This window comes from Catenibacterium sp. CAG:290 (assembly GCF_000437715.1).
Taxonomy (GTDB): domain Bacteria; phylum Bacillota_I; class Bacilli_A; order Erysipelotrichales; family Coprobacillaceae; genus Catenibacterium; species Catenibacterium mitsuoka_A.
Window position 1 is genome coordinate 1 of the sequence record NZ_FR898811.1, and the last position, 26,499, is coordinate 26,499.

General features: G+C 33.6%; 24 protein-coding genes. 5 read left to right on the forward strand and 19 right to left on the reverse strand.

Annotation, left to right across the window (positions count from 1 at the left end; genetic code table 11):
• The first annotated feature begins 263 nt into the window (after positions 1 to 263).
• Entirely contained in the window at positions 264 to 1,121 is an 858-nt protein-coding gene (gene map, locus QVO42_RS05085; protein ID WP_022425073.1) for a type I methionyl aminopeptidase, read from the forward strand.
• Positions 1,122 to 1,163: 42 nt separating this feature from the next.
• On the opposite strand, the gene QVO42_RS05090 is transcribed toward map, so the two are convergent.
• From QVO42_RS05090 to QVO42_RS05110, 5 genes are all read right to left on the reverse strand, one after another.
• Positions 1,164 to 1,940 (reverse strand): sulfite exporter TauE/SafE family protein, encoded by a 777-nt coding sequence (locus QVO42_RS05090; protein WP_022425074.1) that lies wholly within the window; start codon positions 1,938 to 1,940, stop codon positions 1,164 to 1,166.
• 1 nt (position 1,941) lies between these two features.
• Complete coding sequence (locus tag QVO42_RS05095; protein ID WP_022425075.1) at positions 1,942 to 2,373, reverse strand: MarR family winged helix-turn-helix transcriptional regulator; 432 nt, start codon at positions 2,371 to 2,373, stop codon at positions 1,942 to 1,944.
• Between the two features lie 93 nt (positions 2,374 to 2,466).
• Entirely contained in the window at positions 2,467 to 4,572 is a 2,106-nt protein-coding gene (locus QVO42_RS05100) for an SWIM zinc finger family protein (protein ID WP_022425076.1), read from the reverse strand.
• Between the two features lie 23 nt (positions 4,573 to 4,595).
• Positions 4,596 to 5,936, reverse strand: coding sequence for an MATE family efflux transporter (locus tag QVO42_RS05105; RefSeq protein WP_022425077.1), 1,341 nt, complete (start codon positions 5,934 to 5,936; stop codon positions 4,596 to 4,598).
• 172 nt (positions 5,937 to 6,108) lie between these two features.
• Entirely contained in the window at positions 6,109 to 6,978 is an 870-nt protein-coding gene (locus tag QVO42_RS05110) for a DUF362 domain-containing protein (RefSeq protein WP_022425078.1), read from the reverse strand.
• 104 nt (positions 6,979 to 7,082) lie between these two features.
• On the opposite strand from QVO42_RS05110, the gene QVO42_RS05115 reads away from it, so the two are divergent.
• Complete coding sequence (locus tag QVO42_RS05115; protein ID WP_006505079.1) at positions 7,083 to 7,469, forward strand: MerR family transcriptional regulator; 387 nt, start codon at positions 7,083 to 7,085, stop codon at positions 7,467 to 7,469.
• Between the two features lie 34 nt (positions 7,470 to 7,503).
• Here QVO42_RS05115 and QVO42_RS05120 read toward each other — a convergent pair whose 3' ends face one another.
• From QVO42_RS05120 to hypB, 3 genes are read right to left on the reverse strand one after another with little or no spacing between them, the layout of a single operon-like run.
• The gene (locus tag QVO42_RS05120) at positions 7,504 to 7,848 is read right to left on the reverse strand and encodes a hydrogenase maturation nickel metallochaperone HypA (protein WP_022425079.1); all 345 of its coding nucleotides are present in this window, start codon (positions 7,846 to 7,848) and stop codon (positions 7,504 to 7,506) included.
• Positions 7,849 to 7,850: 2 nt separating this feature from the next.
• Positions 7,851 to 10,532, reverse strand: coding sequence for an FAD-dependent oxidoreductase (locus QVO42_RS05125; protein WP_022425080.1), 2,682 nt, complete (start codon positions 10,530 to 10,532; stop codon positions 7,851 to 7,853).
• Positions 10,533 to 10,536: 4 nt separating this feature from the next.
• On the reverse strand, positions 10,537 to 11,199 hold the full coding sequence (gene hypB, locus QVO42_RS05130; RefSeq protein ID WP_288163859.1) for a hydrogenase nickel incorporation protein HypB: 663 nt from the start codon (positions 11,197 to 11,199) through the stop codon (positions 10,537 to 10,539).
• Positions 11,200 to 11,378: 179 nt separating this feature from the next.
• Between hypB and QVO42_RS05135 the strand changes: the two genes are divergently transcribed.
• Entirely contained in the window at positions 11,379 to 12,632 is a 1,254-nt protein-coding gene (locus tag QVO42_RS05135) for a methionine gamma-lyase family protein (protein ID WP_022425082.1), read from the forward strand.
• Positions 12,633 to 12,666: 34 nt separating this feature from the next.
• Here QVO42_RS05135 and QVO42_RS05140 read toward each other — a convergent pair whose 3' ends face one another.
• From QVO42_RS05140 to QVO42_RS05185, 10 genes are all read right to left on the reverse strand, one after another.
• Positions 12,667 to 13,413 carry an SDR family NAD(P)-dependent oxidoreductase gene (locus tag QVO42_RS05140; RefSeq protein WP_022425083.1) on the reverse strand — a complete coding sequence of 249 codons (747 nt, stop codon included), beginning with the start codon at positions 13,411 to 13,413 and terminating at the stop codon, positions 12,667 to 12,669.
• Positions 13,414 to 13,433: 20 nt separating this feature from the next.
• Positions 13,434 to 13,991, reverse strand: a complete 558-nt coding sequence (gene efp / locus QVO42_RS05145) for an elongation factor P (RefSeq protein WP_006504282.1) — start codon at positions 13,989 to 13,991, stop codon at positions 13,434 to 13,436.
• A gap of 83 nt (positions 13,992 to 14,074) precedes the next feature.
• Positions 14,075 to 15,304: a nicotinamide riboside transporter PnuC gene (gene pnuC, locus QVO42_RS05150; protein WP_022425084.1), complete on the reverse strand. Its 1,230-nt coding sequence runs from the start codon at positions 15,302 to 15,304 to the stop codon at positions 14,075 to 14,077.
• A gap of 98 nt (positions 15,305 to 15,402) precedes the next feature.
• A complete protein-coding gene (locus tag QVO42_RS05155; protein ID WP_022425085.1) occupies positions 15,403 to 15,750 on the reverse strand; it encodes a helix-turn-helix domain-containing protein in 348 nt (115 codons plus the stop codon).
• Positions 15,751 to 15,843: 93 nt separating this feature from the next.
• Positions 15,844 to 16,794: a calcium/sodium antiporter gene (locus tag QVO42_RS05160; protein ID WP_022425086.1), complete on the reverse strand. Its 951-nt coding sequence runs from the start codon at positions 16,792 to 16,794 to the stop codon at positions 15,844 to 15,846.
• Positions 16,795 to 16,944: 150 nt separating this feature from the next.
• Complete coding sequence (locus QVO42_RS05165; protein ID WP_022425087.1) at positions 16,945 to 17,145, reverse strand: rhamnulokinase; 201 nt, start codon at positions 17,143 to 17,145, stop codon at positions 16,945 to 16,947.
• A 201-nt stretch (positions 17,146 to 17,346) separates the two neighbouring features.
• Positions 17,347 to 18,963, reverse strand: a complete 1,617-nt coding sequence (locus QVO42_RS05170; protein WP_022425088.1) for an SWIM zinc finger family protein — start codon at positions 18,961 to 18,963, stop codon at positions 17,347 to 17,349.
• A 178-nt stretch (positions 18,964 to 19,141) separates the two neighbouring features.
• Positions 19,142 to 20,695, reverse strand: a complete 1,554-nt coding sequence (locus QVO42_RS05175) for an SWIM zinc finger family protein (RefSeq protein ID WP_353867243.1) — start codon at positions 20,693 to 20,695, stop codon at positions 19,142 to 19,144.
• Positions 20,696 to 20,817: 122 nt separating this feature from the next.
• On the reverse strand, positions 20,818 to 22,143 hold the full coding sequence (locus tag QVO42_RS05180; RefSeq protein WP_022425091.1) for an MATE family efflux transporter: 1,326 nt from the start codon (positions 22,141 to 22,143) through the stop codon (positions 20,818 to 20,820).
• Positions 22,144 to 22,587 (reverse strand): MarR family winged helix-turn-helix transcriptional regulator, encoded by a 444-nt coding sequence (locus tag QVO42_RS05185; protein WP_022425092.1) that lies wholly within the window; start codon positions 22,585 to 22,587, stop codon positions 22,144 to 22,146.
• Between the two features lie 316 nt (positions 22,588 to 22,903).
• Between QVO42_RS05185 and QVO42_RS05190 the strand changes: the two genes are divergently transcribed.
• Both QVO42_RS05190 and QVO42_RS05195 read left to right on the forward strand, forming a co-directional pair.
• Positions 22,904 to 23,098 (forward strand): hypothetical protein, encoded by a 195-nt coding sequence (locus QVO42_RS05190; protein WP_022425093.1) that lies wholly within the window; start codon positions 22,904 to 22,906, stop codon positions 23,096 to 23,098.
• 267 nt (positions 23,099 to 23,365) lie between these two features.
• Positions 23,366 to 23,629, forward strand: coding sequence for a hypothetical protein (locus QVO42_RS05195; protein ID WP_288163862.1), 264 nt, complete (start codon positions 23,366 to 23,368; stop codon positions 23,627 to 23,629).
• A 200-nt stretch (positions 23,630 to 23,829) separates the two neighbouring features.
• Here the strand turns inward: QVO42_RS05195 and QVO42_RS05200 are convergent, their stop codons facing one another.
• On the reverse strand, positions 23,830 to 26,397 hold the full coding sequence (locus tag QVO42_RS05200; RefSeq protein WP_022425094.1) for a hypothetical protein: 2,568 nt from the start codon (positions 26,395 to 26,397) through the stop codon (positions 23,830 to 23,832).
• Between the last annotated feature and the right edge of the window lie 102 nt (positions 26,398 to 26,499).

The window sequence follows — 26,499 nt, forward strand, 5'->3', positions numbered from 1 at the left end:
GCAATATCTATTGGGGTTAAAGGTCGGAGGTGTAAACCGTTAGTACGACTGGGCAGTTACAAGCCCATGACCTTTAGGTCGTGGGTAGTTGACACTTATATAATCTTCATTTAATTGTTGATGTAGTTCTCTTGCAATATATCGACTATTGCCTGTTCCTGTAAAATAATAAATCATTTGTGTACTCCTAGTTATATACAACTAACTTTCAATGTAATTTTTTAAAAAATGGTGTATACTTTATACAGAAAGAAGGTAAAAGAATGAAAAGAAAATGCTGGTGTGGTAGTCAGTTAGACTATCATGATTGTCATGAAGCTTTTGATAAAAAGCTTAAACAATATAAAAAACATGGTTATCTTATTCCTAATCATAAAATGATTAAGAATGAGAAACAGATTGAAGCTATTAAAAGAGCAGCTGTTGTCAATAATGGATTATTAGATTATATTGAAGAACATATTCAAATTGGTATGACAACACAGGATATTGATGATATGGCTGTAGCTTATACTTCAAGTCATGGAGGTTATTCTGCAGATTTAAACTATGAAGGGTATCCTAAGAGTATCTGTACTTCTGTCAATGATGAAGTTTGTCATGGTATTCCTGGAGATTATGTACTTCAGGATGGAGATATCATTAATGTGGATGCGACAACTGGAGTAAATGGCTATTATGCGGATGCTTCAAGAATGTTTATGCTAGGCAATGTATCAAAAGAAGCACAGCGTCTAGTAAAAGTGACTAAAGAATGTCTTGAAGAAGGTATGAAGGCTGTAAAGCCTTGGGAAAGTACTATTGCTGATATTGGTACAGCAATTGAAAAGCATGCCCATGCTAATGGATATAGTGTTGTAGAAGAGTTCTGTGGTCATGGTATTGGAAAAGCCATGCATGAGGATCCTTATGTATATCATTATACACCAAAAGAAAAGACTGTATTAATAGTTCCTGGAATGGTATTTACTATTGAACCAATGATTAACCAGGGAACACGTCATATCCATCTAGGTACTGATAATGACTGGACTGTTTATACAGATGATGGAAAACTATCAGCACAATGGGAACATACTCTTCTTGTGACAGAAGATGGTGTAGAAATTATTTCTAAGTAATTAAAAAATCTTCTTTACGTCATATGTAAAGAAGATTTTTTTTTATTTCACCATTGAAAATGCAAATACCACAACACCTAATATAACTAGAATGATACCTGTCACTCTATTTAATGTTTCTGGAGTCGCTTTATTCGCAAATCGCGCCGCAATTCTTGCCCAGATGAATGTAAAGATAACACATAGAATCCATACACCCCAGTCAGGTGTCCCACCAATCGCAAAATGGGATACAGCACCTGTTAAGGCAGTGAATGTCATAATAAAGACACTTGTTCCTACTGCTATTTTAAGTTCATAACCTAATACAGAAGTAAGAATAAGAAGCATCATCATACCTCCACCTGCACCAATGAAACCACAGATAAAACCAATAATAACACCACAGATGACTGACTGAATGGCTCTTTTTTGAGGAGAGACTGCTTCCATAGATTCTTTTGTTGTCATAACGGGTCTAAGGATAAACTTTACACCAAGAAGCATTGTCATAAAGACTGAGAAATTACCCATAGTGGCTGCTGGCACTAAACTAGAGATATAGCTTCCTACTACTGTAAAGCATAATACAGAAACCATCATGATTAAACCGTTTCTAATATCTAGATTCTTGTTTTTACCATATTCATAGGCAGAGACTGCACTTGCTAGTACATCTGAAGATAAGGCAATCCCTACAGCCATATAAGGATCCATTCCTAAGAAAGTAATCAACATTGGACTTATAACAGCTGCAGCACTCATACCTGCAAAACCAGTACCAAGTCCTGCACCCATACCCGCAAAGAATGTAACAAGAATAGTCATTAACACTGTCATATTATTGATCCTCCAATATCCTATCAAGATTATCTTCCATGATTTCCATACCTTTAAATAATATTTCTTTCATAGAATCTTCCATATTATTAAATAATATATCTTTAAAATCTTTCTGAACTACGCGTCCTTTTTCTATAATAGAATCTGCCTGAGAAGTACATACAAGTTCTGTCTTTCGGCGGTCTCCTGCCACTTCTCTTCTTTCTAGATACCCTTCTTTTACAAGCTTATCTACATTTATAGAAACAAGATTAGCTTTAATTTTTCTTACTTCTACAATATCTCTTGCTGTCTTATATTGAGGATTATTCGATAAAAACATCAATATATCAAAAGCTGTTTGTGGTAATTTTATTTCCTGACATAGTGGTTTACACATTACACTATATGCATGAGCCATTTTATTTGGAAACTCTATATTGAAATACATACTCTTACCTTCTTTCATATTTAGATAGTTCATATATGAACTATTATAATCTTATGCTATAAGAAGTCAATAAAAAGACTGCTCTCGCAGTCTTTAAGATACTTCCTTATGATGATTCATTGCTTCTATAACTTCTTGTTTTTTTACTTCATAAGCTTGACCTGTATGCTCATCTAAAATATCCAATGCTTTCTGATAGTTACCTTTTCTTACATAGTAATCAACATAATTGACTTGTACTGCTTCACTATCTGCATACTGACTTAAATAATCAAGAATCACTGATTCTTCTTTACCTGATTCTATAAGTAAATCCAAACCATATTTTGTCCAACGTTCATAAATAACCTTTTGCAGTTCTCTGTCATCATAAAGAGATGAATAGAGAATCTTCTGATGAATAAGGTTGAACTTCAAATCATAGAAGTGCTTACTATCAAAATCATTTAAGAGTACTGGATCAATCACACCTTCATAAAATGGCAGACAGCAGTCACTATAAAGTTCCTTCACTGCATTAAAGGCTTCTTCACTAGAAGGATAGATTTTTATAAGTTGTCTCAAATACTCGTGGATATCTGTAAGGAATTCATAGACTTCTTTCTTCGGATCTAAACATGTGACTTTACTTAATGTGCAGGCAATAAGCGCATGTGCTGTCTGGTAATCACGTTTTGATATAAGTTTACTTAAAGAGATACGAAGATACTTTTTCAACTTCTTTAAAAGTATTGATATATGATCTTCATTATCATCTATCAGTTCTACTAGATAGTCTAAGTATTTATCTTGAATTGTAGTTGTTTCAATAAGATCAATAAAGCGTTGCTGTAAAGATTCGTTAAATCTCATTTCATTAAAAAGGAGCTGTTCTAATTGATCTCTTGGAAGTGTATGAATACGTTCTTTGAGTTCTTTTATAAACTCGATATCTAGTTTTTCTTTGATATCATCATAATTTTCATGTTCACTGCATGCAAGAAGTACAGCTGCCATATGCTTACAATGATGTCCTTTATTGGCATAAGGACAATCACAATACATACCAGTGACCTGTTCATCCTTTAAATCTATAGTCACATGATAATCTTCTGATCCTTCTACTACAGCCGCAATACCATAAGGTTCCTGATAGAGTTTCTTGATCTTCTTCTTATAAAAATAATCATAACCACGCTTTAAGATGACATCTGTAAACTGATCCGCCCAATCTATAATATTAAGGTTTAGACAAGGTGAAATCTCCTCTTTCAACTTAAGTAAATCTTCATCTTCTTGATGATACTTTAATCCAAGTTCAACGACTTCAAGCGCTTTACTAGAATTTCTATTTTCTAAACATATATTCGCATATCGAGTAAACACTGGTGGATAATTATGATATGTATCAAGGAAATGAAGAATATCCTGATGAGACTGATGTGCTTCCTGCAACATCTTTAATCCTATGTATATCCAGCGAGAATATTGCATACGTCCATCCCAGATATCTTTCAAGGCTTCACTACCTAGAATCATATGATTCACAATACGATACTTGTCTTCATATAATTCTTCATCATTAAAACATTCTAGAAAGACTTCAGTGAGATACTCTTCATCTTCTTTCTCATACTTATGAAAATGGTATTCTCTTTCAAATACATCTAATAAAGTCTTTTTATTATGACTGCAAGAAATGATTATTTTTAAATCATTCTTAAGTTCTTCTAAGATATCATCTTTTTCTTCAGGTATAGATGAAATGAGGTAGAATGTTTCAAATACCAAATTAAGTGATCCAAGAGAGTCTTCTGTTATTGTAGGAAGAATTGAGCGTTTATAGGAAATGAGTTTATTGATCATCTCTTTATAGCTTCCACTCTCTGTAATAATATCTCTGATTACAGACTTGTACTTTTCATCAGTATCGGCTTCTTGAAAATCATGGAACTGATATGTCTGTTTAGGATCATAGGCATAAAGAAGTGCTGCAATATGTTCACAATATTCATCTTCATTCTCACAGCTACAATCCATATCTTCTATCATTCCATCACGTAAATAAACAATAGAGTAATAGTCTTCATCGTCAAATATGCTTCCTTTGATTGCATATTCATTATGTTGAATGTCTTCTACTGCACCTCTTTGGTACAGTTCATATCCTCTCTTTAATGTTCTTGGAGTGAACAATTGATTCCATCTTATCTTATTCATAAATGTACCTCTCTTATAATTAATTATAGCACACTTAATTCATCTTTCTTCTTCAATATACGATATGCGATTAAACAGATAATAACTGATAATAATGATCCTAAAGGAGCTGCAAGTCCCATTGGAAATAAATTGTGAGGATACATTATAGAAGCAATATAAGAACCTGGTACTCTGACTAATGAAATAGCAATAATATTGTGAATAAAGCCAATATAACTCTTTCCATCTGCTGCAAAGTAACCACTAAAGCTAAAGTGAATCCCTGCAAATATTGTATCAATAATATAAGAACTGATATATTGTACACCTAGTAAGATTACTGTAGTATCTTTAGTAAATAATCCAAGAAGTGTAGGTGCAGCACATTCTACAATCAAGGCAACAATGATTCCATAAAGAGTAGTAATTATAACCGCATATTTTAATACTGTACGAGCACGTCCGTAGTCTTTGGCACCGATATTTTGTGCAGATAAAGATGATACAGTCGCAAGCATTGTAGAAGGAATAATAAAGATGGCAGTAATCATCTTTTCTACAATACCTACTGCAGCGGCATCGTTTAATCCACGGCTATTCGCAATAATAGTAATGATTATAAAGGCAATCTGAATACATCCATCCTGTATTGCGACAGGAAAGCCTACTTTTAGAATCTGTTTAAATACTTGAGATTGAAGACGAAGGTCTTCTTTTTTGATATGAATGTCAGAAGTACGATATTTCATCGAGATGAGTGCGATAATAACACTCACGCTTTGTGACACAGTAGTTCCAAGTGCTGCCCCTATTGGTCCCATATGACATAATCCAATAAAGATATAGTCTAAGATAATATTTAATAAACAAGCAATCGCAATAATATACATAGGGCTTTTAGAATCTCCTAAGCCTCTATATATAGAACTGATGATGTTATAAGCAGTAATGAAAGGGATCCCTATAAAACATATGACAAGATATTGCACAGTTCCAGACATTGCTTCTTGTGGGACATTGAGTAACACAACAAGTGGTTTAACAAAAATAAGCAACAGAATAGTAGAAACAATAGAAATACATGCAAAGAGTGTAATCGTATTACCTATCGTTCTTTCTACTAATGTATGATTCTTAGCTCCTACTGCATGACTGATAGAAACAGTAACCCCCATAGCAAGTCCTACAAAAATTGCTGTCAACATATGCATGACCTGACTTCCATTAGAAACAGCTGTAATTCCATCTACCGCATTAAATTGCCCCACTATAAATAGATCAGCCATACCATAGAGTGTCTGTAAGAAATAAGATAAAAGATATGGAATCGCAAAAAATGCGATATGTTTTAATATATTTCCTGATGTAACATTATTTTCCATATAAGTCCCCCTTTGTAATCTGAATAGTATCATTAGGTTATATACTATGTAATTGCAAAAGTCAATAAAAAATATAGGTTTTCCAACGCCCATTTGTTGTCTTTTACCTATATTTTTATTTTATCTCAGCAATAATAGTCACACATTTACAGGAAAATATATAGTGACTTTGTCATGACTCGATTTCTATAAGTTCATAATCTCTAGAACCATATCCTAATGCTTCTGCTGCTTCAATAGTATGAACACCATTTCTTGATTCAATACGTTCAATAAGATGTTCTTTACCTGGATCATCTGAAGCATAGACAAGGTCTAAACATGCCTGATCAATAGCAATAGGATCAGTAGAAATCAAAATACCAATATCTTTCATACATGGATCTTCTGCCACTGCACAGCAGTCACAATCGACTGACATATTTTTCATCACATTGATATATACAATATTATCTTTAAAATAATTATGAACAGATGATGCAGCATCAGCCATAGACTCTAAGAATAAATCATGATTCGCTGTCCATATATCTTCCGGAACACCTGCACCATGTATATATGCTTTGCCATAAGAAGATGCACAACCAATAGAAAGCTGCTTTAAAGCACCTCCATATCCTCCCATTGGATGTCCTTTAAAATGTGATAAGACAAGCATGCCATTATAGTTTGCAATATCTTTTCCAACATAGTTTTTTTGAATCACTTTACCACCTGGAATATCTAATACAAGATCTGGTCCCTCTGCATCTAACAAATCAACATTAAAATATCGTGACCATCCATGTTTTTCGATTGTCTTTAGATGTTTTTCTGTTGTATTTCTTGATCCTTCATAAGCTGTATTACATTCTACAACTGTCCCATCAAGATGTCGGATTATAGGAGCCCAGAACTCAGGTGTTAAGAAATTCTGATTTCCTTCTTCTCCTGAATGTAACTTAATCGCAATATGACCTGTTAATTCTTTTCCTAACTCTTCATACATAGTAAGAACCATTTCCGGAGAAATTGTACGTGTAAATAATACTTTTGATTTCATTTATATCACCTCTCTAAAAAAATTGTAACGTTAAAGCAAGGTTTAAGGTCAAGAATTATTGAATCACATTCTATTATTTCTTATACTATTAAAGAGGTGATTGGATGACTTATACAATTAAACAGGTATCAGAAATGATGTCTTTACCTGTTTCTACTATTCGTTATTATGATAAAATGGGACTCATTCCTTTCTTAGAAAAGAATGAATCAGGTTATCGTATTTTTAAAGAAAAAGATATTTCTATGCTGCGTATTATTGAATGTTTCAAGAATACAGGTATGAGTATTTCTGAAATGCAACAATATGTAGAAATGGTTAAACGTGGTGATGAATCATTAGAAGAACGTTATCAACTCTTTGTGAGAAGAAAAGAGATTGTATTAGAAGAAATGCGACAATTAGAAAAACAACTAGAAACAATTGATCATAAACTCTGGTATTATGAAACTGCTATAAAAGCAGGTACAGAAGATATCCACAAAAAATAATCCTCTCGTTACAGAGAGGATTTTTTGTATGGAGTTATTCTCCTTCTATTTCTTTAATTAAACATTCATTGCCTTGCAGTAAGACAGTATTTCCACTATGACAATAGGGACATTCTCTGCCATAATCGATTGTAGAATAAGTATTTTGACAGTTATGACAGATTGTAATAGCTTCAATCCATTCATAATCAAGTGTGGAATACTTAAGCAATGGCACTTTCTTCTTATAGTATTCCCAGCAGTCTACTAAATAGTCTGGTTCAATACCACTGACCTTGCCTATCTGTAATGTGACCTTGCGGATATCTGTGAGACTATTTTCCTGTGCAACATCTTCTAATGTTCTGACAATATGTACGACAATACCTAATTCATGCATCTTTATTTCTTCTTATTACGTAAGATCTTAATCTGTCTTTTTGCAGCATAAGGAAGAATTGCCTTCAACTTATCTTCTGATCTTACCATATTGCTTCCTTCTGGAATATCTCTTGTAAGCTTGATTGCATCAAATTCACATTTAGTTGTACATAGACCACATCCAATACATTTATTAGGATCTACTACACTTGTACCACATCCAAGACAGCGTTTTGCTTCTGTTTTTACCTGTTCAGGCGTAAATGTAGAACGTAAGTCTTTAAATGTTTCTGTCGCAAGACCCTGTTTAGTACCTGGAATCTGTCTCTTTGAATGATCAAAGTCTAAAGTGATTAAAATATTGTCCTTATCAAACTGAGTAAACTGGTGTAAATCTCTACCTAAAGTTAAAGAATGCCCCTTATGTACATAACGATGCATTGATTCAGCCGCTTCTTTACCCTGTGCAATCGCATCAATCGCAAAGCGAGGACCTGTATAGACATCTCCTCCTGTAAAGATATCTTCTACAGAAGTCTGTAAAGTAATGGCATCCGCTTGAATTGTACCATTTGGATTTGTATTGATATCTAATCCTTCTACAGGAATAATATCCTGTCCTACAGATAATAAGACATAATCACATGGGTAACTTTCTGTTTGAGTTTCATCATAAGATGGATTAAAAGCACCTGTTTCATCCCTTAAAGATATACATTTCTTTAATGTGATTGTATGATCCTTGATTCCCTGAGGACCCCATCCACAATGCATAGTAATACCTTCATGGATGGCTTCTTCTACTTCATCAGGGCTTGCAGGCATGTCTTTTTCTGATTCTAAACAGAATAAGTCAACAGACGCTGCACCACTTCTTAAAGCACTTCTTGCCACATCCATGGCCACGTTACCACCACCAATGACAACCACATGACCACTAAGCATATCTTTACTCTCTTCTTTATTGACTTCTCTTAAAAAATCAACACCTGTCATAACATACTCTTCATTCATTCCAGGAATATTTAATTTCTTACCACCTTGTGCACCAATCGCAAGATAGATGGCTTCATAACCTTCTTCACGTAATCCATCAATAGTGATGTCTTTACCTATCTCTACACCACATCTAAATTCAATGCCCATTGCCTTAAGTACTTCTATTTCTGCATCAATGACATCTTTTTCTAATCTAAATGATGGAATACCATAACGAAGCATACCACCTGGTTTTTCTTCTTTTTCAAAGATAGTGACAGGATAACCCTTGATTCTTAAATAATAAGCAGCGCTCATACCAGCAGGACCTGCACCAATAATAGCCATCTTATGAGGATAGAATCCGCCCTCTTCATTTTCACATAATGGGATATAGCGTTCTTCCTCATTAAGTTCTCTTTCCGCGATAAACTTCTTGATTTCATCAATTGCGAGAGGGGCATCCAATAATCCACGTGTACATTCCTGTTCACATCTTCTGTTACATATAGAACCGCATACTGCAGGGAATGGATTAAAGTCTTTAATAAGTTTTAAAGCATCCATGTAACGTCCAACACTGGCCATCTTGATATAGCCCTGTACAGGAAGATGAGCAGGACAGGCTGTTTTGCAAGGAGCAGTTCCTGTTTCATAACAATTGACTTTGGCAGTATCTCTAAAATCAGGATTCCAATGATCTGGTCCCCATTTAATCATATCTGGTAATTCCACCTGTGGGTATTCAATAGGACCCTTCTTTGTACAAAGCTTCTGACCAAGCTTTGCAGCTCCTACTGGACATATTTCTACACACTTACCACAGGCTACACACTTGCTGACATCCATGTGTGCACGATAAGCACTTGCAGACATATTTGGTGTATTAAAGAGCTGACTTGTTCTTAAGGCATTACATACACCTGCTGCACAGTTACAAATCGCAAAGATCTTATCTTCACCATCAATATTTGTAATCTGATGCACATAACCTTTTCTTTCACATCTTTCTAATGTTTCAATAACATCTTCATAAGTACAGTAATGACCACCTTTATTTGTCTCTACAACATAATCAGCCATATCCCCAACCGCAATACATACATCGGCTTCAATATCACCTGTACCTTCTCCTCGAACTCTTTGTTGTCTACGACATGAACATGGAGATAAAGCATACTTATCATACTTATTCAACCAGTGAGAAATCTTTTCTACAGACACTGCTTCCTGATTGGCTTCAATAGATTTTTCTACTGGAATAACATGCATCCCAATACCAGCCCCTCCTGGAGGCACCATTGGAGTGACCTTTTCTAGTGGTAATCTTGTCATCTGTTCAAAAAAATCAGTTACAACTGGATGTTCTTTGACTAAATCATTATTCATAACCATGAATTCTGCAGAACCAGGGACAAACTGAGGCATCACATATTGTTTATGATGATCTTCGTTTTCCCAGTTATACTCAATCATCCCTATATCACATACTTCTTTTAATACACGTTCAACACGTTCTTCTTCCCAGCCTGTTCTTTTAAGAATTTCTTCAAAAGACATAGGTTTGCGTACTTCAAAAAATAAACATAAATTACATTGTTCATCATTCAAGATTTCACTTAAACATTTGTATTCAGGATCATCTTCCTTAAGCTTCTTAAACTTCACTGGTATTCGGTCTGTAATACGTCTTGCAAGTCTATCAATATTATCTCTATAGGCCATTATTTTATTCCTTCCATTCTCTTATGCGTGTTAAGAGGTAATCACACCAAGGCTTGATTCCTTCGCCACTTTTTGCACATATTTCAAACACCTTTGCATTCTTATTACGATAATGAATATTCTCTTTGCACTTTTCTATATCGAAATCAAAGTAAGGAAGAACATCCACCTTATTAATAAGTACTACATCACATACTTCAAACATAAGCGGATATTTTAAAGGCTTATCATCCCCTTCTGGCACACTCAATATCGCAATATTTAAAGAGGAACCTGTATCAAATTCCGCAGGACATACTAAATTTCCTACATTTTCTAATACTGCAAGATCTAGATTTTCCATTCCTAATTCATGTAATCCCTGTCTTGTCATATCCGCATCTAAATGACACATGCCTCCTGTGTGTAATTGTATTGTACGTACACCATACTGGCTAATAGTGTGCGCATCCACATCACTATCAATATCTGCTTCCATAACACCAATATTCACTTCATCTTTGATTGTTTCAATAGTGCGTGATAACGTAGTTGTCTTTCCTGAACCTGGACTAGACATGATATTAAGTAAGAAAACACCCTTCTCTTTGCATTCCTGTCTTAATAAATCTGCATCCTTATTATTATCTTCAAATATACTCTGTTTTACTTCTATAACCTTATACATATGTAAACCCCTTTCATTAGATATTCTAATAGATTTCTTGAACAGAGTAAACATAACAAAATAATCCTTCAACAAATCATCTTATTTGTAAGGATTTAAAATTCTAAGAGTTTGTGATTTTCTTTAAAATAGTGGTGTATTTGGTGTATAATAGCACAGGTATTCAAAGGAGAGGAATTATGATATTAGAACAAATAGATGAAAACTTATTAAGAATTGCGAATGAATCTGATGTTGTATTAAAAGATATTTATGAAAAGATTGATGATGTTTGTTTCTATAACTCAAACAGAGTTCTTTCTGCATTCATTGAGAATAATGTCAGCTATTCTGATTTTGCGGACATGAATGGATATGGCAGCTATGATTCAGGAAGAGATAAGCTAGAAGCTATTTTCGCAACTATTCTTGGATGCGAAGATGCATTAGTGAGACCACAGATCATGAGTGGTACAAATGCGCTTTATTTAACTTTATCTGCTTTACTTAAGCATGGTGATACAATGATTTCATTATCTGGAGCACCTTATGATTCTTTACAGGAAATGATTGGTATTTCAGGAGAATCTAGTCAGTCATTAAAGGCTCATGGTGTATCTTATGAACAGATTGATTTAGTTGATAATGATTTCGATGATGATAAAATCGTAGAACGTTTAAAAAAGAATGATGTTAAACTTGTAGAAATCCAGAGATCTAAGGGTTATTCTTCACGTTTATCTTTAACACTTTCTAAGCTTGAACGTATTATTACTAAGATCAGAGAAGTCAATAAGGATGTTATTATCATGGTAGATAACTGCTATGGTGAACTTGTAGAAAAGAAGGAACCAGGACATATTGGTGCTGATATCGTTGTAGGGTCTTTAATGAAGAACCTAGGTGGAGGTATTGCTCCTACTGGTGGTTATATTGCAGGTAGAAAAGATTTAATCTTTATGTGTGCTGAAAGATTAACTGCACCTGGTATTGGTAAAGATCTAGGAGCTAACTTCAATATGAATAATACATTCTTCAAGGGTGTGTTTATGGCTCCTAATGCAGTAAAGAATGCTTTAAAGAGTGCTGTATTTAGTGCTTATATGCTAGAAAAGTTAGGCTTTAATAATGTATCTCCAAGATATAATGAAGAAAGAACTGATATTATTCAGACGTTAGAACTTGGTACAGAAGAAAACCTAGTGAAGTTTACACAGGCTATTCAGAATAGTTCTCCAATTGATTCATTTGTAGCCACTATGCCTGCACCAATGCCTGGTTATCCTCATGATGAAGTAATGGCTGCTGGTACATTTACTTCTGGTAGTACAATTGAATTAAGTGCCGATGCACCTGTTGTTGCACCTTATACACTTTATATCCAGGGTGGTTTGACACTAGAATATAGTAAACTTTCTATTCTATTCGCCCTTACAAATGTTTTAAAGAAATAACACGAAAGGTCCTGATTGATTTCAGGACCTTTTTTTAACAGCTGCCTTTCTGGCCGCCATCTATTCTTATAATTGTATTGTTGATGAAATTCGCTTCATCACTAATAAGAAACTTCACAAGATAAGCCACTTCTTCTGGTTTACCATAACGGTTCACCATGATCTTTTCCTGTTCCTCTTTTAAGAATTCTTCGTCATATCCATCTAGTTCATTGTCTGTTCCAATGAATCCTGGTGCGATTGCATTCACATTAATATATGGCCCATATTCAAAGGCAAGATTATGTGTTAATGAGATCAACGCCGCTTTAGAGGCATCATAATCAATACACATTGGATAATAGGTATTTATCCCATTGGTAGAAGAAATATTAATAATACGTCCATATTCCTGATCAAGCATATGTCTATAGACACGCTTACTGCAATTAAATGCCCCTACGACATTGACATCCAATGTCTTTCTAAACTCATCTGCTGTCTTAAGATGAAAGAGATTGGATAAATCAACCGCAGCATTATTAATAAGAATATCAACACCACCCCATTTTTTCTCTATTAAAGAAATCATGGCATCCACTTCTTCTTCCTTTGACACATCTGCCTGAACAGTCATTACACGTACATCATAATTTTTTTTAATCTCTTCTTCTAATAAAGCCGCTGCTTTATTAGAAGTAAGGTAGTTGATCACTACATCATAATGGTTTTTCGCAAGTTCTAATACGATGGCTTTCCCTATCCCCTGAGCACCACCTGTTACAAGTACAACTTTATTCATATGTGAAAAAAGAGCTTATATTAAGCTCTTCCTGCGTATTTTCCATCAGATGAGAAGACAACGATTTCTTCGCCTTCTTCAATAAACTGAGGTACTCTTAATGTTAGACCAGTATTAGTAACAGCATCCTTAGTCTGGTTAGATGGTGCACCTTTAATAGCTGGGTCTGTCTTAGCAACAGTTAATTCAACTTTTTCTGGGATAGATACTGATAATAAATCACCTTCAAAGAACATAAGAGATGCTTCTCTTCCTTCTACGATGAAATACTTATTGAATCCAATCTGTTCTTCTGATAATTCATAAGTATCATATGTTTCCATATCCATGAAATAATAAGTAGAATCAGCTTCATATGAGTACTGTGCTGTTTTCTTTTCAATGTTAGCAGCTTCGAATTTTGTTGAAGCGTTGAAGTTTCTGTCCTGTGTAGAACCAGTCTTTAGGTTCTTCATCTTAGTCTTTAAGATAGCAGCACCTTTACCAGGTTTTACATGTTGGAAGTCTAAAACAACCCAAGGATCGCCATCAACGATTAATGTAAGTCCAGTTCTAAAATCTCCTGCAGCAATTGCCATAATAATCACTCCTGTTTCTTTATGTTTTTACGTTCCTATTGTAGCAGTTTTATAAGCTACTCTCAAGTTATAGAGAAATTTAATTAGAATAAAGATAGTTTTTCGTTTGTTTTCTGGTGTTCTCTAATATATTTAGTCCATTTAATATAACCATAAGTTGTATTAGTGAAATAACCAAGTTTAAGAATTAATAATACATATTGTCCAGATAAGATGTTAATGATAGCTTCTAAAGCAGCACAGATATACCATGCAATCCACTGTTCTCTTAATCTGAAGAAGATAAATAAACCATTCGCAATACCTACGGCAGAGGCACAGGCATCAATATAAATGATCCATGTTTCTAATGTCTTATTTGTATAGAAATCAGTTGCAATATCTAAACCACTAATGAAATAACCAACAACGATTGTCCATACAAAGATACCTACAATAACAAGTACTTCCTGGTAACCTTTTAGTTTTCTTACCATTGTTAATTCATCTTCTTCTTCATCTTTATGCTTAGACCAGTTGATATAACTGATGATATCAATTGGAAGCCAGAAGAATAATGTAGTCACCATTGTTGCAAAACGATACATTAATACAATACACATTGCGATTTCCGCAATTTCTACAGCAACAGATACTAAGAAGTTGTAACGAGACTGTTTAGAAATGAGTAATTCACATAAGATATTTAAGAATGTATCTAAAAGATACAATAACATGATAACAATACCATTCACACCATTTGCACTTTCTTCTGGGAAAGCAACAGCGAAAATAGTAGCAAGTACCATGATAGTCATGAACCAGCTCTTTTCATATGTTGTAAACTGTTTAGAGAATAACAACATTAAAGCCAATGATAAGCTTAAGATAAATAAAGAAGATGCAAGGTTAAAGATGTACATAGTCTTATTTGCCATGACCTGCTTATAAGAATGTTTAACTTCTTTCTGACTCACATCTTTGTGATCAAAGTATAAGTCAGTTCCATTACTTGTCTTGAATTCATAAGCAGTAATAGTCTTATTCTTTAACTGTGTATATTCTTCATAAGAATAAGAAACAACAAGCTGTTTGTCACCTTTACTATATGTAACATCACATACTGTGTTGTCTGAACTATAGTCTTCATCCTGTGTATTTCTTTTCATTACAATGCTTTGTACATAATCCACTTTACCAGGATTAGAATGTACTTCTTTAAGACCTACACAAAGAGAAATAATTGAACCTAATACTAACGCAATAAGAACAATAATTTCAGCTGTTCTTAATTTCTTTCTAGGTTCGATGTTGTTTTTAAAAAATTGAATCATACTACAAACTCCCCTTAAATTTTAAAATCAGTATTTAAAAAAAATACTTCACAAGTATAATAAATAATCACTTAAAATGGTAGGTATTTTTGTAAAGTTTATCGTATTTCTTTCAACATTTCTTCAGGTGTAATATCAAACAAACTTGCAAGCGCTATAAGATTAGTCGTACTTGGATCAGAAGAACCATTTTCCCATTTAGAGACTGCCTGTCTAGATACACCAAGTGTTTCTGCTACAAATTCCTGAGTCATCTGACATTCCATGCGGTGCTTTTTAATCATACCTCCTAGTGTTTTAGCATACTCTTCCTTTTCTTTACGTACTGGCTCTGATTTAATATATTTTTTTAATGCGACAATGAGCAAATAAACGACATAGATGATTACACCCCAGACAATAAGTGTAGGTATAAGCGCTATTAATAACATTAATGAAATTTTCATTTTTATTTCCCTCCTTACTTCAAATATAGCTTAATATCGTTAGTTGCGCTATCAACTATTAAGCAACTACAAAAAAAAGAAGGCATCGCCTTCTTAACGCATACAAATATAAACAAGATATGCTGTATAAATGACAAGCATCACAATACCCTGCCACTTAACAAGTTCTTTCTTCTTCCATGCAAATGCCCATACAAGAGTACTTACTGCAATTAAAATAAATGTATCAATCAAGTTTTCTGTAATAATGGCAACAGGACTAATGACCCCGGCAATACCTAATACAAGCAAGATATTAAAAATATTAGATCCAATAACGTTACCTAAAGCCATATCGATTTCATTCTTTCTTGCAGCTACAATAGAAGTGACAAGTTCTGGAAGACTTGTTCCTAAAGCGACAATAGTCAAACCAATAAGGTTCTGACTAAGTCCTAGCATAGTCGCAATAGCTGTAGCACCTTCTACGACGAAATCACCACCAAATTTAATAGCAGCCGCACCACCGACAATATATACAATACACTGCCATACTGGTAATAGCTTGATTTCTTCATCATTGTCTTCACTTAATGCTTTATTTCTTGCTTGTAATGCTGAGTAGATCATCCATCCTAAATATGCGGCAAATAATACAATAAAGATTGCACTATCTACTCTACCTAGCATACTATCTAAACCAAATACAAGTAATAAAGCAGCACAGATAATAGAGAATGGGAATTCTTTCTTTAATGTATCTGTAGAGACTGCAAGAGGTACAAATAATGTACATACACCACATACAACCATTAAGTTAAATAGGTTAGATCCTACTACATTACTGACTGCAAGAGCGTTATTGTTGCTCATTGAGGCAGTGACACTGACTGCACATTCAGGTAAGCTTGTACCCATGGCAACAATTGTAAGTCCAATGATCATTGAAGGGACTTTTAATCTTTTTGCGGCAGAAGAACTTCCATCCACAAAGAAATCTGCACCCTTAATCAATAATATAAAACCAACAATTAATATACCAATTTCCATGAAAGTATTTAACATTTTTTTATTCTCTTCCTTTATATATAAACTGATTAATAATCTATCATTTTATCCTACTGTTAGTCAATAGTATCCAACGAATGAAATATATCTATTATTTCATTAAAATTTCACGTATGAAGGTGACGATAATGACTGATTACTTGTTTATTAAAAATCTGTTTTAGCATATAATTCTTTTTCATCAATAACCTTATTAACTACTTTATTCATACCATCCGTACGATAATCACGATAACCATAAGAATCACCTACAACATGATTATTTTCATCTAGTAAGACATAATCCACTGCCCAAGTATCAATAGACATGCTGACAGGAATCTTGTTTAATTCCTTACACTTTTTCATTCCATTTTCAAAATGATATATTTCTTCTAGTTTGATTTTTCTCTCTTGTATACAGGCTAATATATGATGCTCACTAGAAGTTCCAATATCTACTACAAGATAATACTAGCTCATTTCCATTTACCTCCTTTTGTTTATGTTTTCCATTGATGAGTCTATTTTATGTAAAAGAAGGACGTAAAAAAAGTCCACCGGAGTGGACTATATTCCATTTAATTCATCAAGCATTGCGCTTCTGTTTTTATATTGAACCTTCCATTTCGTAATGATTTCATTAACGATTTTATTACCACCATTAATAGATTTCATTATTCTTAACTCTTCTACAATTTGATAATAATGTTTTCGGCTTCCAGTAGATTCAGCCTGTTTTTCAACATTTTCTCGATATATCTGAAGCAGCCGTTCAGGATATTTCTCACTAAGCAAATCAGTATATTGATGCAGCAAATATTTATTGTCACTTCTTAAGAGAACATCTAAAAGCTGTTCATATAGTTGCTCTGTTTCTAATATTTCACATAAGAACCTTCCAGGAGTAAGCTGTTCAATTATAGAGTCTCTTTCCTTGATCCATTCTTTATCAGAAAAAAGACTTCTCAGCTCAACATAATCCTCTAAATTAGTATCATTGAAAAAGAGAATCAAATTCTTTAATTCTTTCCTATAAGCTTCTCTGTTTCCCTGTTTCTTATAAACATCTTTCTTCATCATCATATCAAATTTCATAAGAGACTGGTTCTCATAATCAAATTCAATAAATTTATCGATATAACACAAAGCTTTATCAAATTCTTTATTATCTATACAAGCATGGATACAATCCATTCTAATAGGAGGATATCTCCAGTACTTTTCATGAATGGCACTTATCTCCTTCTTTGATGCACGACTCTTTTTTAATAAATCAAGATACGTTGTCGCAAATCTTTCAAGTGCATATTCTCTATCTAAAATATCATTATGACTCTCTATGTAGTCTAACTGTCCTTTCATAAAATTAAGTTGATGTTTTAAGAATTCTTTACCCGGTAAACAATCAAAGAGTATTTCAAGAATCTGTTGTATATCGTAATAATCTTTTATGTTGTTTAGATACTGTTTAAGTAAATTAAATGCTTCTATTCTTTCTAAGTCATCCATACCCCTAATTATATTTGCCCATTCGCTTATAATAGTAATTGAAAGTACATGCGTTTCACCTTCATGATCTTCAATATCTAACTTATAGAATATATCATAAGCTTTTAATAAGAATCTAAATGCGAGAGAATATTGATCCCTTTTCTTTAAAACATCAAGCCACTTGTCAATAGCATCTTCATAGTTATCACAAAAATCACGGCTAAATTCATAATCGATATAATGATAACCATCACTATAAGAATCACAAACTCCCTCCAAATCATCAATCATTGTATCCAGAGAAATTTCATTTTGTGTATAGTGTTTAAACGATTCTACTAAATTAGGATTATCATCAAGTACTTGAATAAGAAATGATCGTACATCCTCTTCTGAAGCATCTTCAACAAGCTGGGAACTATCTATTTCTGGACGAGTCACTCTTAGTTGCCACTCATATAAAACAGCTGCCATGTGCTTACAATTATGTCCATCTAATGCATAAGGACAATCACAGGACATGCCTATTATTTGATTTCCATTTAATTTAATTTCTACATGATAAAAATCTGTCCCATTAACAACTGCTTTAATCCTATTAGAATTAATACGTAAATCTTCTACGCGATCATCAAAATAATAGTCATACCCCCTATCCAATATTCGTTTTTGAAAATAAGTTTCCCATTCCATATAAGTACCTCCAATGTATAGTTTTATTATAGCAAGGTAGAAAAGAAGTAATATTAATATTATTTCTACACGTACGCTCAAAGAAATTACGATAACACTTCTTCACTTTACGGTAATGTCTTGTAGTCAGACTGAATGAGTGCCCTGCCAAGCATACAATAAGAAAATCACACCGGACTTATATTCTGCTTAACTCATCCATCATTGCAGTTCTGTTTTTGTATTGATCCTTCCATTTCTTGATAATTTCATCTACGACTTTATCACCACCATCAATACGTTTCATAGTTCTTAAATCTCTTACTAGTTGATGATAATATGATCTATTTCTTGCATGCTCTGCCTCTTTTTCAACAGCTACTCTATACATATGAAGTAATTGTTCAGGATATTCAACTTTAAGAAGATGACTATATTGTTTCAACAAGCTTTTATTGTTACTTTTTATTATACTATCAAGTAATTGTTTATGAAGGTTCTCATGGGCATATATATCACATAAGAGCCAATCAGAATTGATCTGTTTAATGATAGAATCTCTTTCCTTCACCCATTCTTCACTCATATAAAGATTCTTTAATTCAATATATTCTTCTATACTAGCATCACGGAAATCAAGGACAAGTATCTTTATCATTTCTCTGTAGCCTTCTCTATTTCCTTGTTTTTGATAGATATCTTTCTTCATCTCTATATCACGCTTATAAAGAGATTGATCTTTATAGTCAAGCTTAATACACTTATCTAGATATTTCAAAGCTTGGTCATATTCCTTATTAAGTATGCACTCTTTAACACAACTCATTCTCACAGAATCATATTTCCAATACTTTTTATAAACATCTTTTAACTCCTTTTTTGATGCATTGTTCTTTTCTAAAAGTTCAAGATAATCATTCACAACTGAATTAATCATAAACTCTCTATCAAATTTAGAAGGATACTTACCAAAATAATCATATTGTTCCTCTACGAAATCAAGCTGAGATTCTACATATTCATCTCCAATAAAACGACTAAGAAGAGTCTCTACAAGATCTATTTTAAAAGCATAATTCTTCATAGAATAGAATTGCTGGCGTAGTAAATCAAAAACTTCTTTCCTTTCGGATATGTCTATATAAGGAAGAACATATGTAAATGCCTCATTAATATAATATGACAAAGCATAAGGTTGTTGTTCATCTTCATCTATATCAAGAGAGTCTAGTATACTATAAGCCTCAGCTAAGAAACGAATCGCATTAAAGTATTCTTCTTTCTGTTCCAAAAGATCAAACCACTTAAATACGCACTTTTCATAATCCTCACAAAAAGGCACAGTATTATCAATATTAATATATTTATGAGCATATTGGTAATGATTTATAATTGTAAATAATTCGCTAGTCATTGCATCCATAGAATTATCTGTTGATGTAAATTGTTTAAAACGTTCTACTAACTCAGGATTTTCATTAAATAACTGCAAAAGAAAAGAACGTATATCATCATCTGATGCATCATCAATGATTTCTGAATTAGCTATTTCTGGATGACTCACACGTCTTTCCCATTCAAAAAGAACTGCTGCTATATGCTTACAATTGTGTCCATCTTGTGCATAAGGACAATCACAAGACATCTCTTTTATGTCATCCCCATTTAATGTAATTTCTACATGATAACGATGTGTTCCATAAACAACCGCCTTAATCTTTTTAGCGTTTATATATATATATTCTCTACATATCCATCTAGATAGTAATTAAAGCCTCTATTTAATATACGTTTAGAAAAATTATATTCCCATTCCATATAAGCACCTCCCATATATAGTTCTATTATACTAAAAAAGACAGCATTTTCTGCTATCTAATTCATTTTCTTATTCAAATAAATATAGAAACATACATTGAGGATAATCCCAGCAATAGTCGCAATTGGTGCTGCAAGCCCAATTTGAGTAAGGCTGGCATTTGGCTGAATAGACATATAATAAGAAAGAGGTAAACGTACAAGAAGTGTCTGTGCTAATCCTTGTACCATAACCCATACTGTTTTGTCATGTCCATTAAAATAACCAATCATACTAAAAAGTACTGCAGTGACTATTGTTTCCAATGCAAAGCCTTTTAAGTAAGCATAGCCCTGATGAATAACACCTTGTTCTGTTATAAAGATTCCTGTTAACATATTTCCTTTAAACATAACTAGACAAAATACAACAACGCCAATAAACAATCCTATACCCATACCTGTAAACATAGATTGTTTAGCTCTTTTCTCATTATTTGCGCCTACATTCTGAGCCACAAATGAAGCCATAGACTGCATTAAAGCACTTGGTACAAGCATCGCAAAGTTTACAATTTTACATGCTACCCCATATCCTGATGATGCCTCTAATCCTAAACGATTAATAAAGGCACATAATGCAAGGAAGGAAATCTGAGTCAAGCATTCCTGCAATGCGAGAGGTACACCGATCTTCATTGCACGAATGCAGTGAGAGTTGATTTTAAAATCATGTTTATGTATTTCAAATGGGAGTTTTCTTTTCTTTAATAATCCAAAGGCGAATAATACACTACATGCCTGTGCAAGTACTGTAGCCATTGCCGCACCTGCGGCATCTAAATGGAAACCAGCAACTAAAACTAAGTCTCCTACTACATTAATTAAACATGCTACTGCCACAAAGAGTAAAGGAGACTTACTGTCTCCTAAACCTCTAAAAATAGCTGATAATACATTATAAGCCACAATAAAGAAAATACCTGCACCACATATTCTTACATACATAGATGTAAGATTAAGTGCTTCTAAAGGTGCCTGCATCAGTATAGAGATAGGTGTTGCAAATAAAACCATGATAATAAATAGAATAACTGAAACAATACTAAATAAAACTGTAGCACCACCAATTAAAGCACCAATGTTTTCTTGTTTCTTTTCACCAATATATCTTGCAATGAGTACTGTAATACCCATTGCGAACTGAGTGATTACAAATGTCACAAGGTTTAATACCTGACTTCCTGTAGAAACAGCTGATAAGCCTGCTGTTGTTCCAAAACGTCCTACTACAAGTAAGTCAACCGCACCATAGGCTGCTTGCAAAACTAAAGCACCTAGTACAGGAATCATAAATGCGACTAATTTCTTAAAAATACTTCCCTGAGTAAAATCTGAATTCACTTATGCTTTTCTCCTTTCACACATCACTTGATAGAACTTTTCTATTGTTTCAATCATACAATCAGCCTCTTCTATAGAAATATCACTTAACCTTTGAGATAAGTCTTCAAAATAATCCTTATTGAACTTTTCGAATAAAGCCATGCCTTCATCACTAATTTCAATATAAGTGACACGTCTATCTTCTTTAGAAGATATCTTATTTAAATAACCTTTTTCTACCATAGAACTTACAGTACGTGTGACTCCTGGTCTAGGTAAATTGAGTGCAGTACTTAAATCTGATACTTTAACCTTTTCATGTGTTTCTTTTAAATTAAGAACCGTTTCTAAATAACGAATATAAGAAGGAAGAACACCTTCTGGAAGTTCTGGTAATAAGTCTAGTATTCTTTTTGCCATATAAAAGCTATCCAGCATTTCCTTTGTTTTTTGACTATTCATATACTTCTCCTTTTTTAATTACCACTCGTAATTATCTACGGTAATTACATGAATGATAAAATGAATGTCAAGCATAAGAAATAAAGTTTTACTTATATATAAAAAAAGATACAAAATAGCTTCATAATTGTGGATAACAAATCAAATAGAAAGATGAACACTGCCATCGTAGAAAACAGAAACAAGTCCATCAAGTTCCTCAAACATGCCTCAAATAGCTATTTGAACTGGGAGAGATTTCGTAATCATACCCTTTATACATCGAATGAGGATACAACCTTCTATTACACAAGTATCAGAAAGGATGGTAAATGATATGAGTAAGGTATTTAAACTTATTGTTGATGAGAATAATGAACCAGTAATACTTGAGGAAGATGAAGTTTTAGAGAAATATCTTATTCGTCTGGAGTCTATTTCTCACCGAATTGATGATATTCAGTGTTTCCTAATAAAAAATAATGAGGAAGACTCATCGCTAGATTTAGATATTTCTGAAATAGACTTCTAAACTATAAAGAATCACTGGGTGAATTTCACCCAGTGATTCATAATAACCCTAAAACGTAGGAAACCCCTAGTTATTTTAAATGGGTCTTTAATTTTTGTGGGGGTCAGACCTTAGCTCTAAATATTTGGGGGTCTTGGAAACAGCACCTTTAAATCTGTGGGGGTCACACTGTGGCTCCCACTTTTTTAGGTATTTTTGTGTAATTAAAAACCTTTCGCTGTATCATTAATTTGCTCATATAAAATCAAAGCGAAAGGAGATCACAAATTGGATAATGATCTAAGAATTATTTTAGGGGATTATGAATCCTTTGTACAGTCTCATATGACTGAAATCAATGAAAAAGAAGTGATTTATTGTATCACGCTTAAGAAAACCATTATCTCCTGTCCAGAATACGGCAGTAGAATGAACATTAAGGACTATAGAAAATGTAAAGTCATACATAACATGATAAGAGGCAGGAACACTTCTCTAATACTCAAAAGAGAGGATCTTATAAGAAAAAGAATAAATACAACATTTAAATAGGAGTAATATGAGCGCGCTAAAGGGCAGTCAGAAATGACTGCCCTTTACAAGTGGAAACCCCCAATAATTTAAAGCGAGTTTTCTATTGACCCCCCCCTTAAAAATTAAAGGTTCTTTTAAATTTCCAAAAAAACAGCCTGCAGGGAGAATTCCAACAAGCTGTTTCTTTATATTTAGATTAATCTTTTTATAGCTAATTACTATGCTCTGACTTTCTTCTTACGAAGTACAAATGCACAACCAACTAGTAATGCGAGTGAACCAATAGTAGCAACTAATGATGTAGTGACATCAGTTGAGTCACCAGTCTTAGCTGTACCCTTCTTATCATCAGTTTTAGTTGTTACTGTTGTAGTATCTTTTTTATCTGTATCAGATGGTTTAACTGTGATATTTGGTTTATCTGTTTCAGAAGGTTTTTCTGGTTCAGATGGGTTTGGTTTTTCTGGTTCAGTTGGCTTTGGTTTTTCTGGTTCAGTTGGTGTTGTTGGTTCAACTGTCTTAACTGGAGAAGTCATCTTCCATAACTGTGTACCATTGAATGGGTTAGCTGTACCAATTGCCATCCAGTCAGCACCTGTTGCAAATACACGACATCCATGGTTATATGGATCATTGAAACCATTTGTAGTAATAGTTGAGAATGTTTCACCATCACTTGTTACATACATATCAAATCCACGCTGTGCTGTAGAAAGATATTTTAATAGTTTACCAAATGCGATTAAGTTATCTTTCTTAGTTGCAGTAATTAGAATATCAAATAATACCTTTAATTCATCAGGAAGACTTGAAGAGAATTCATTATAATATTCATATACATCAGCATACTGGTCTACGAAATCCTGTGATCCTTTTTTATCTAATGAATCAGCCATTGGATCCATACCAGAAATGATTGTGAATAATTCAGCTGAAAGTTCATTATTTAAGCTATTTGCCTTAATTGAACCATCTTCAAGACCTTTTACAAGAGTGTTAATCTGTTCAGTTGTAAGTTTAATAGTTTCTACGTTATTGTTAGATGCAGCAGATGCGGCCTGTGCACCACTATATCTCTTAGATGCTGATTCAATTGCTTTCTGTACCTTTTCAGATGCAGTTAAATCAGTTTCTTCTTCTGTATCTTCTTCAACCTTTGCTTCGTCAGCATCAGTTTCAGCTGCTGTAATTGGCTGAGTAGGATATTCGATATATTTACTTAATAATAATTCAATAAATACTTTAAGATAGTTGAGCTGTGACTTCCATTCCTCTTTGCTCATCTTTAATAAATCACCATTTGATAACTGTCCGATAGGCTGTAATAAGCTACTGCTATCAAATGTACCGAAGTATAACTTACCGTCGTATACTTGAGACTGCCAAATATACTGGTTTTCACGACGTCCAAATCCAGAACTAATTCCAGAAATACCACCCTTAGGGAACATCTTAGTCGCATCACCAACAATCAATTCCATATTTTCATTCTTATCCATACGGTAAAGACTGACAGACTGTTCAATATTGTTAGCCATGAATTCTACATTTGTTTTGAATAGAAGATCATTTAATGCGATTTCGATATCTTCATATTCACCAATATATAAGTGATCCTTGTAAACAACTAAGTTACAAGCACCGGCACGTGTACGTTCTGGATCGATACCAAATGTATACTTAGCACCATCTGCTTTATCACCTACAACTGGTGTCCATTTCCAAGTACCGTCAGATTTTCTATCACCACGTACAATCGCAAATGACTGCATTGACTTTTCATCTGGCTTATTTTCTAAAGTACCAGTACATAACGCAACATATAAACTGTTATTAAATTCAACCATTTCCCAAATAGACCCACCATAGATACTATCAGTGAAATGATATGCAGGATAATTAAATAAATCTTCTTTAGTCGCAATCTTCTTGAATGAAGACTGTCCAGCTGATGGATCAGTAGACTCTAAAATATAAGGCCCATTTAATCCAACACAGCTTGCAATGAATTTTCCATCGAATACAGTCATTCCACGAATACCTGTATTGTAACCTTCTTTATATGCTTGACCATATTCTTGAAGAGTCATACCTGTATAAACACGTTTAATATCATCTGTCTTAGGATCGATACAATAAATGCTAGGTAATGATGCTCGTGATCCTTTTTCAGCTACAGCTCCACAGAAATAAAGTTTATCTTTATATTCAATTGCATTTCTAAAAGTTGGTGACTGTCCAGTTGTTGAATTAGACATCAATAACTTTAATTCACCTGTCTTAACATTAATCTTTACAAGAATACCTTTGGAATCTTCATCTGGTGTACCATCTTCTTTTTCATGTCCATAGAAAAAAGTACCATTATATAATGTTTTTAACGCTGCACTCATAACTTCCTTATCAAGTTTTGATCCTAGTGCACTACCCATTAATTGAATCGTACTGCCTGATGCTGCATAGCAAGTACCAACATACATCCAATCTCCATAACCAACAGCAGCCCAAGAATAGCTCTGTCCCTGATCTCCCTGACCTGTTGCAGCTGGGTCCTGACCAGTTACAGCGACTTTTCCATCACCTAGATAATCAACAAGACCATCAGTTGTAGCTTGCGCTTTATCTGGGTGTGAGATTTTTCCAAAAGTATAATCCCCCTTACTATAGTTAACAGATGGTGTGAATTCGGAATTATTCCCTGTTGCACTTACTGCAGAAGTACAAGAAAATGCAAGTGTCAATGCAACAAAAGAAGCCCCGACTTTTTTAAATAGGCTATTATTCATGTTAAGCCCTCCCTTTTTATTTTTTCCACTCCGCATGCTCAAATTTTATCACCTAAGCCCCAATTAGTAAAGCGCTTTCAGTCGAGTGACATAATATGTATT

Excerpts from the sequence above, each read along its gene's own strand:
- QVO42_RS05185 (WP_022425092.1), bottom strand. The coding sequence starts at position 22,587 with ATGAATAGTCAAAAAACAAAGGAAATGCTGGATAGCTTTTATATGGCA.
- QVO42_RS05115 (WP_006505079.1), top strand. The coding sequence starts at position 7,083 with ATGACTTATACAATTAAACAGGTATCAGAAATGATGTCTTTACCTGTT.
- QVO42_RS05110 (WP_022425078.1), bottom strand. The coding sequence starts at position 6,978 with ATGAAATCAAAAGTATTATTTACACGTACAATTTCTCCGGAAATGGTT.
- QVO42_RS05140 (WP_022425083.1), bottom strand. The coding sequence starts at position 13,413 with ATGAATAAAGTTGTACTTGTAACAGGTGGTGCTCAGGGGATAGGGAAA.
- QVO42_RS05120 (WP_022425079.1), bottom strand. The coding sequence starts at position 7,848 with ATGCATGAATTAGGTATTGTCGTACATATTGTCAGAACATTAGAAGAT.
- pnuC (WP_022425084.1), bottom strand. The coding sequence starts at position 15,304 with ATGATTCAATTTTTTAAAAACAACATCGAACCTAGAAAGAAATTAAGA.
- QVO42_RS05090 (WP_022425074.1), bottom strand. The coding sequence starts at position 1,940 with ATGACAGTGTTAATGACTATTCTTGTTACATTCTTTGCGGGTATGGGT.
- QVO42_RS05165 (WP_022425087.1), bottom strand. The coding sequence starts at position 17,145 with ATGAAAAAGTGTAAGGAATTAAACAAGATTCCTGTCAGCATGTCTATT.
- map (WP_022425073.1), top strand. The coding sequence starts at position 264 with ATGAAAAGAAAATGCTGGTGTGGTAGTCAGTTAGACTATCATGATTGT.
- efp (WP_006504282.1), bottom strand. The coding sequence starts at position 13,991 with ATGGCAATTGCTGCAGGAGATTTTAGAACTGGACTTACATTAATCGTT.
- QVO42_RS05190 (WP_022425093.1), top strand. The coding sequence starts at position 22,904 with ATGAGTAAGGTATTTAAACTTATTGTTGATGAGAATAATGAACCAGTA.
- QVO42_RS05125 (WP_022425080.1), bottom strand. The coding sequence starts at position 10,532 with ATGGCCTATAGAGATAATATTGATAGACTTGCAAGACGTATTACAGAC.
- QVO42_RS05170 (WP_022425088.1), bottom strand. The coding sequence starts at position 18,963 with ATGGAATGGGAAACTTATTTTCAAAAACGAATATTGGATAGGGGGTAT.
- QVO42_RS05155 (WP_022425085.1), bottom strand. The coding sequence starts at position 15,750 with ATGAAAATTTCATTAATGTTATTAATAGCGCTTATACCTACACTTATT.
- QVO42_RS05160 (WP_022425086.1), bottom strand. The coding sequence starts at position 16,794 with ATGTTAAATACTTTCATGGAAATTGGTATATTAATTGTTGGTTTTATA.
- QVO42_RS05105 (WP_022425077.1), bottom strand. The coding sequence starts at position 5,936 with ATGGAAAATAATGTTACATCAGGAAATATATTAAAACATATCGCATTT.
- QVO42_RS05200 (WP_022425094.1), bottom strand. The coding sequence starts at position 26,397 with ATGAATAATAGCCTATTTAAAAAAGTCGGGGCTTCTTTTGTTGCATTG.
- QVO42_RS05095 (WP_022425075.1), bottom strand. The coding sequence starts at position 2,373 with ATGTATTTCAATATAGAGTTTCCAAATAAAATGGCTCATGCATATAGT.
- hypB (WP_288163859.1), bottom strand. The coding sequence starts at position 11,199 with ATGTATAAGGTTATAGAAGTAAAACAGAGTATATTTGAAGATAATAAT.
- QVO42_RS05135 (WP_022425082.1), top strand. The coding sequence starts at position 11,379 with ATGATATTAGAACAAATAGATGAAAACTTATTAAGAATTGCGAATGAA.
- QVO42_RS05100 (WP_022425076.1), bottom strand. The coding sequence starts at position 4,572 with ATGAATAAGATAAGATGGAATCAATTGTTCACTCCAAGAACATTAAAG.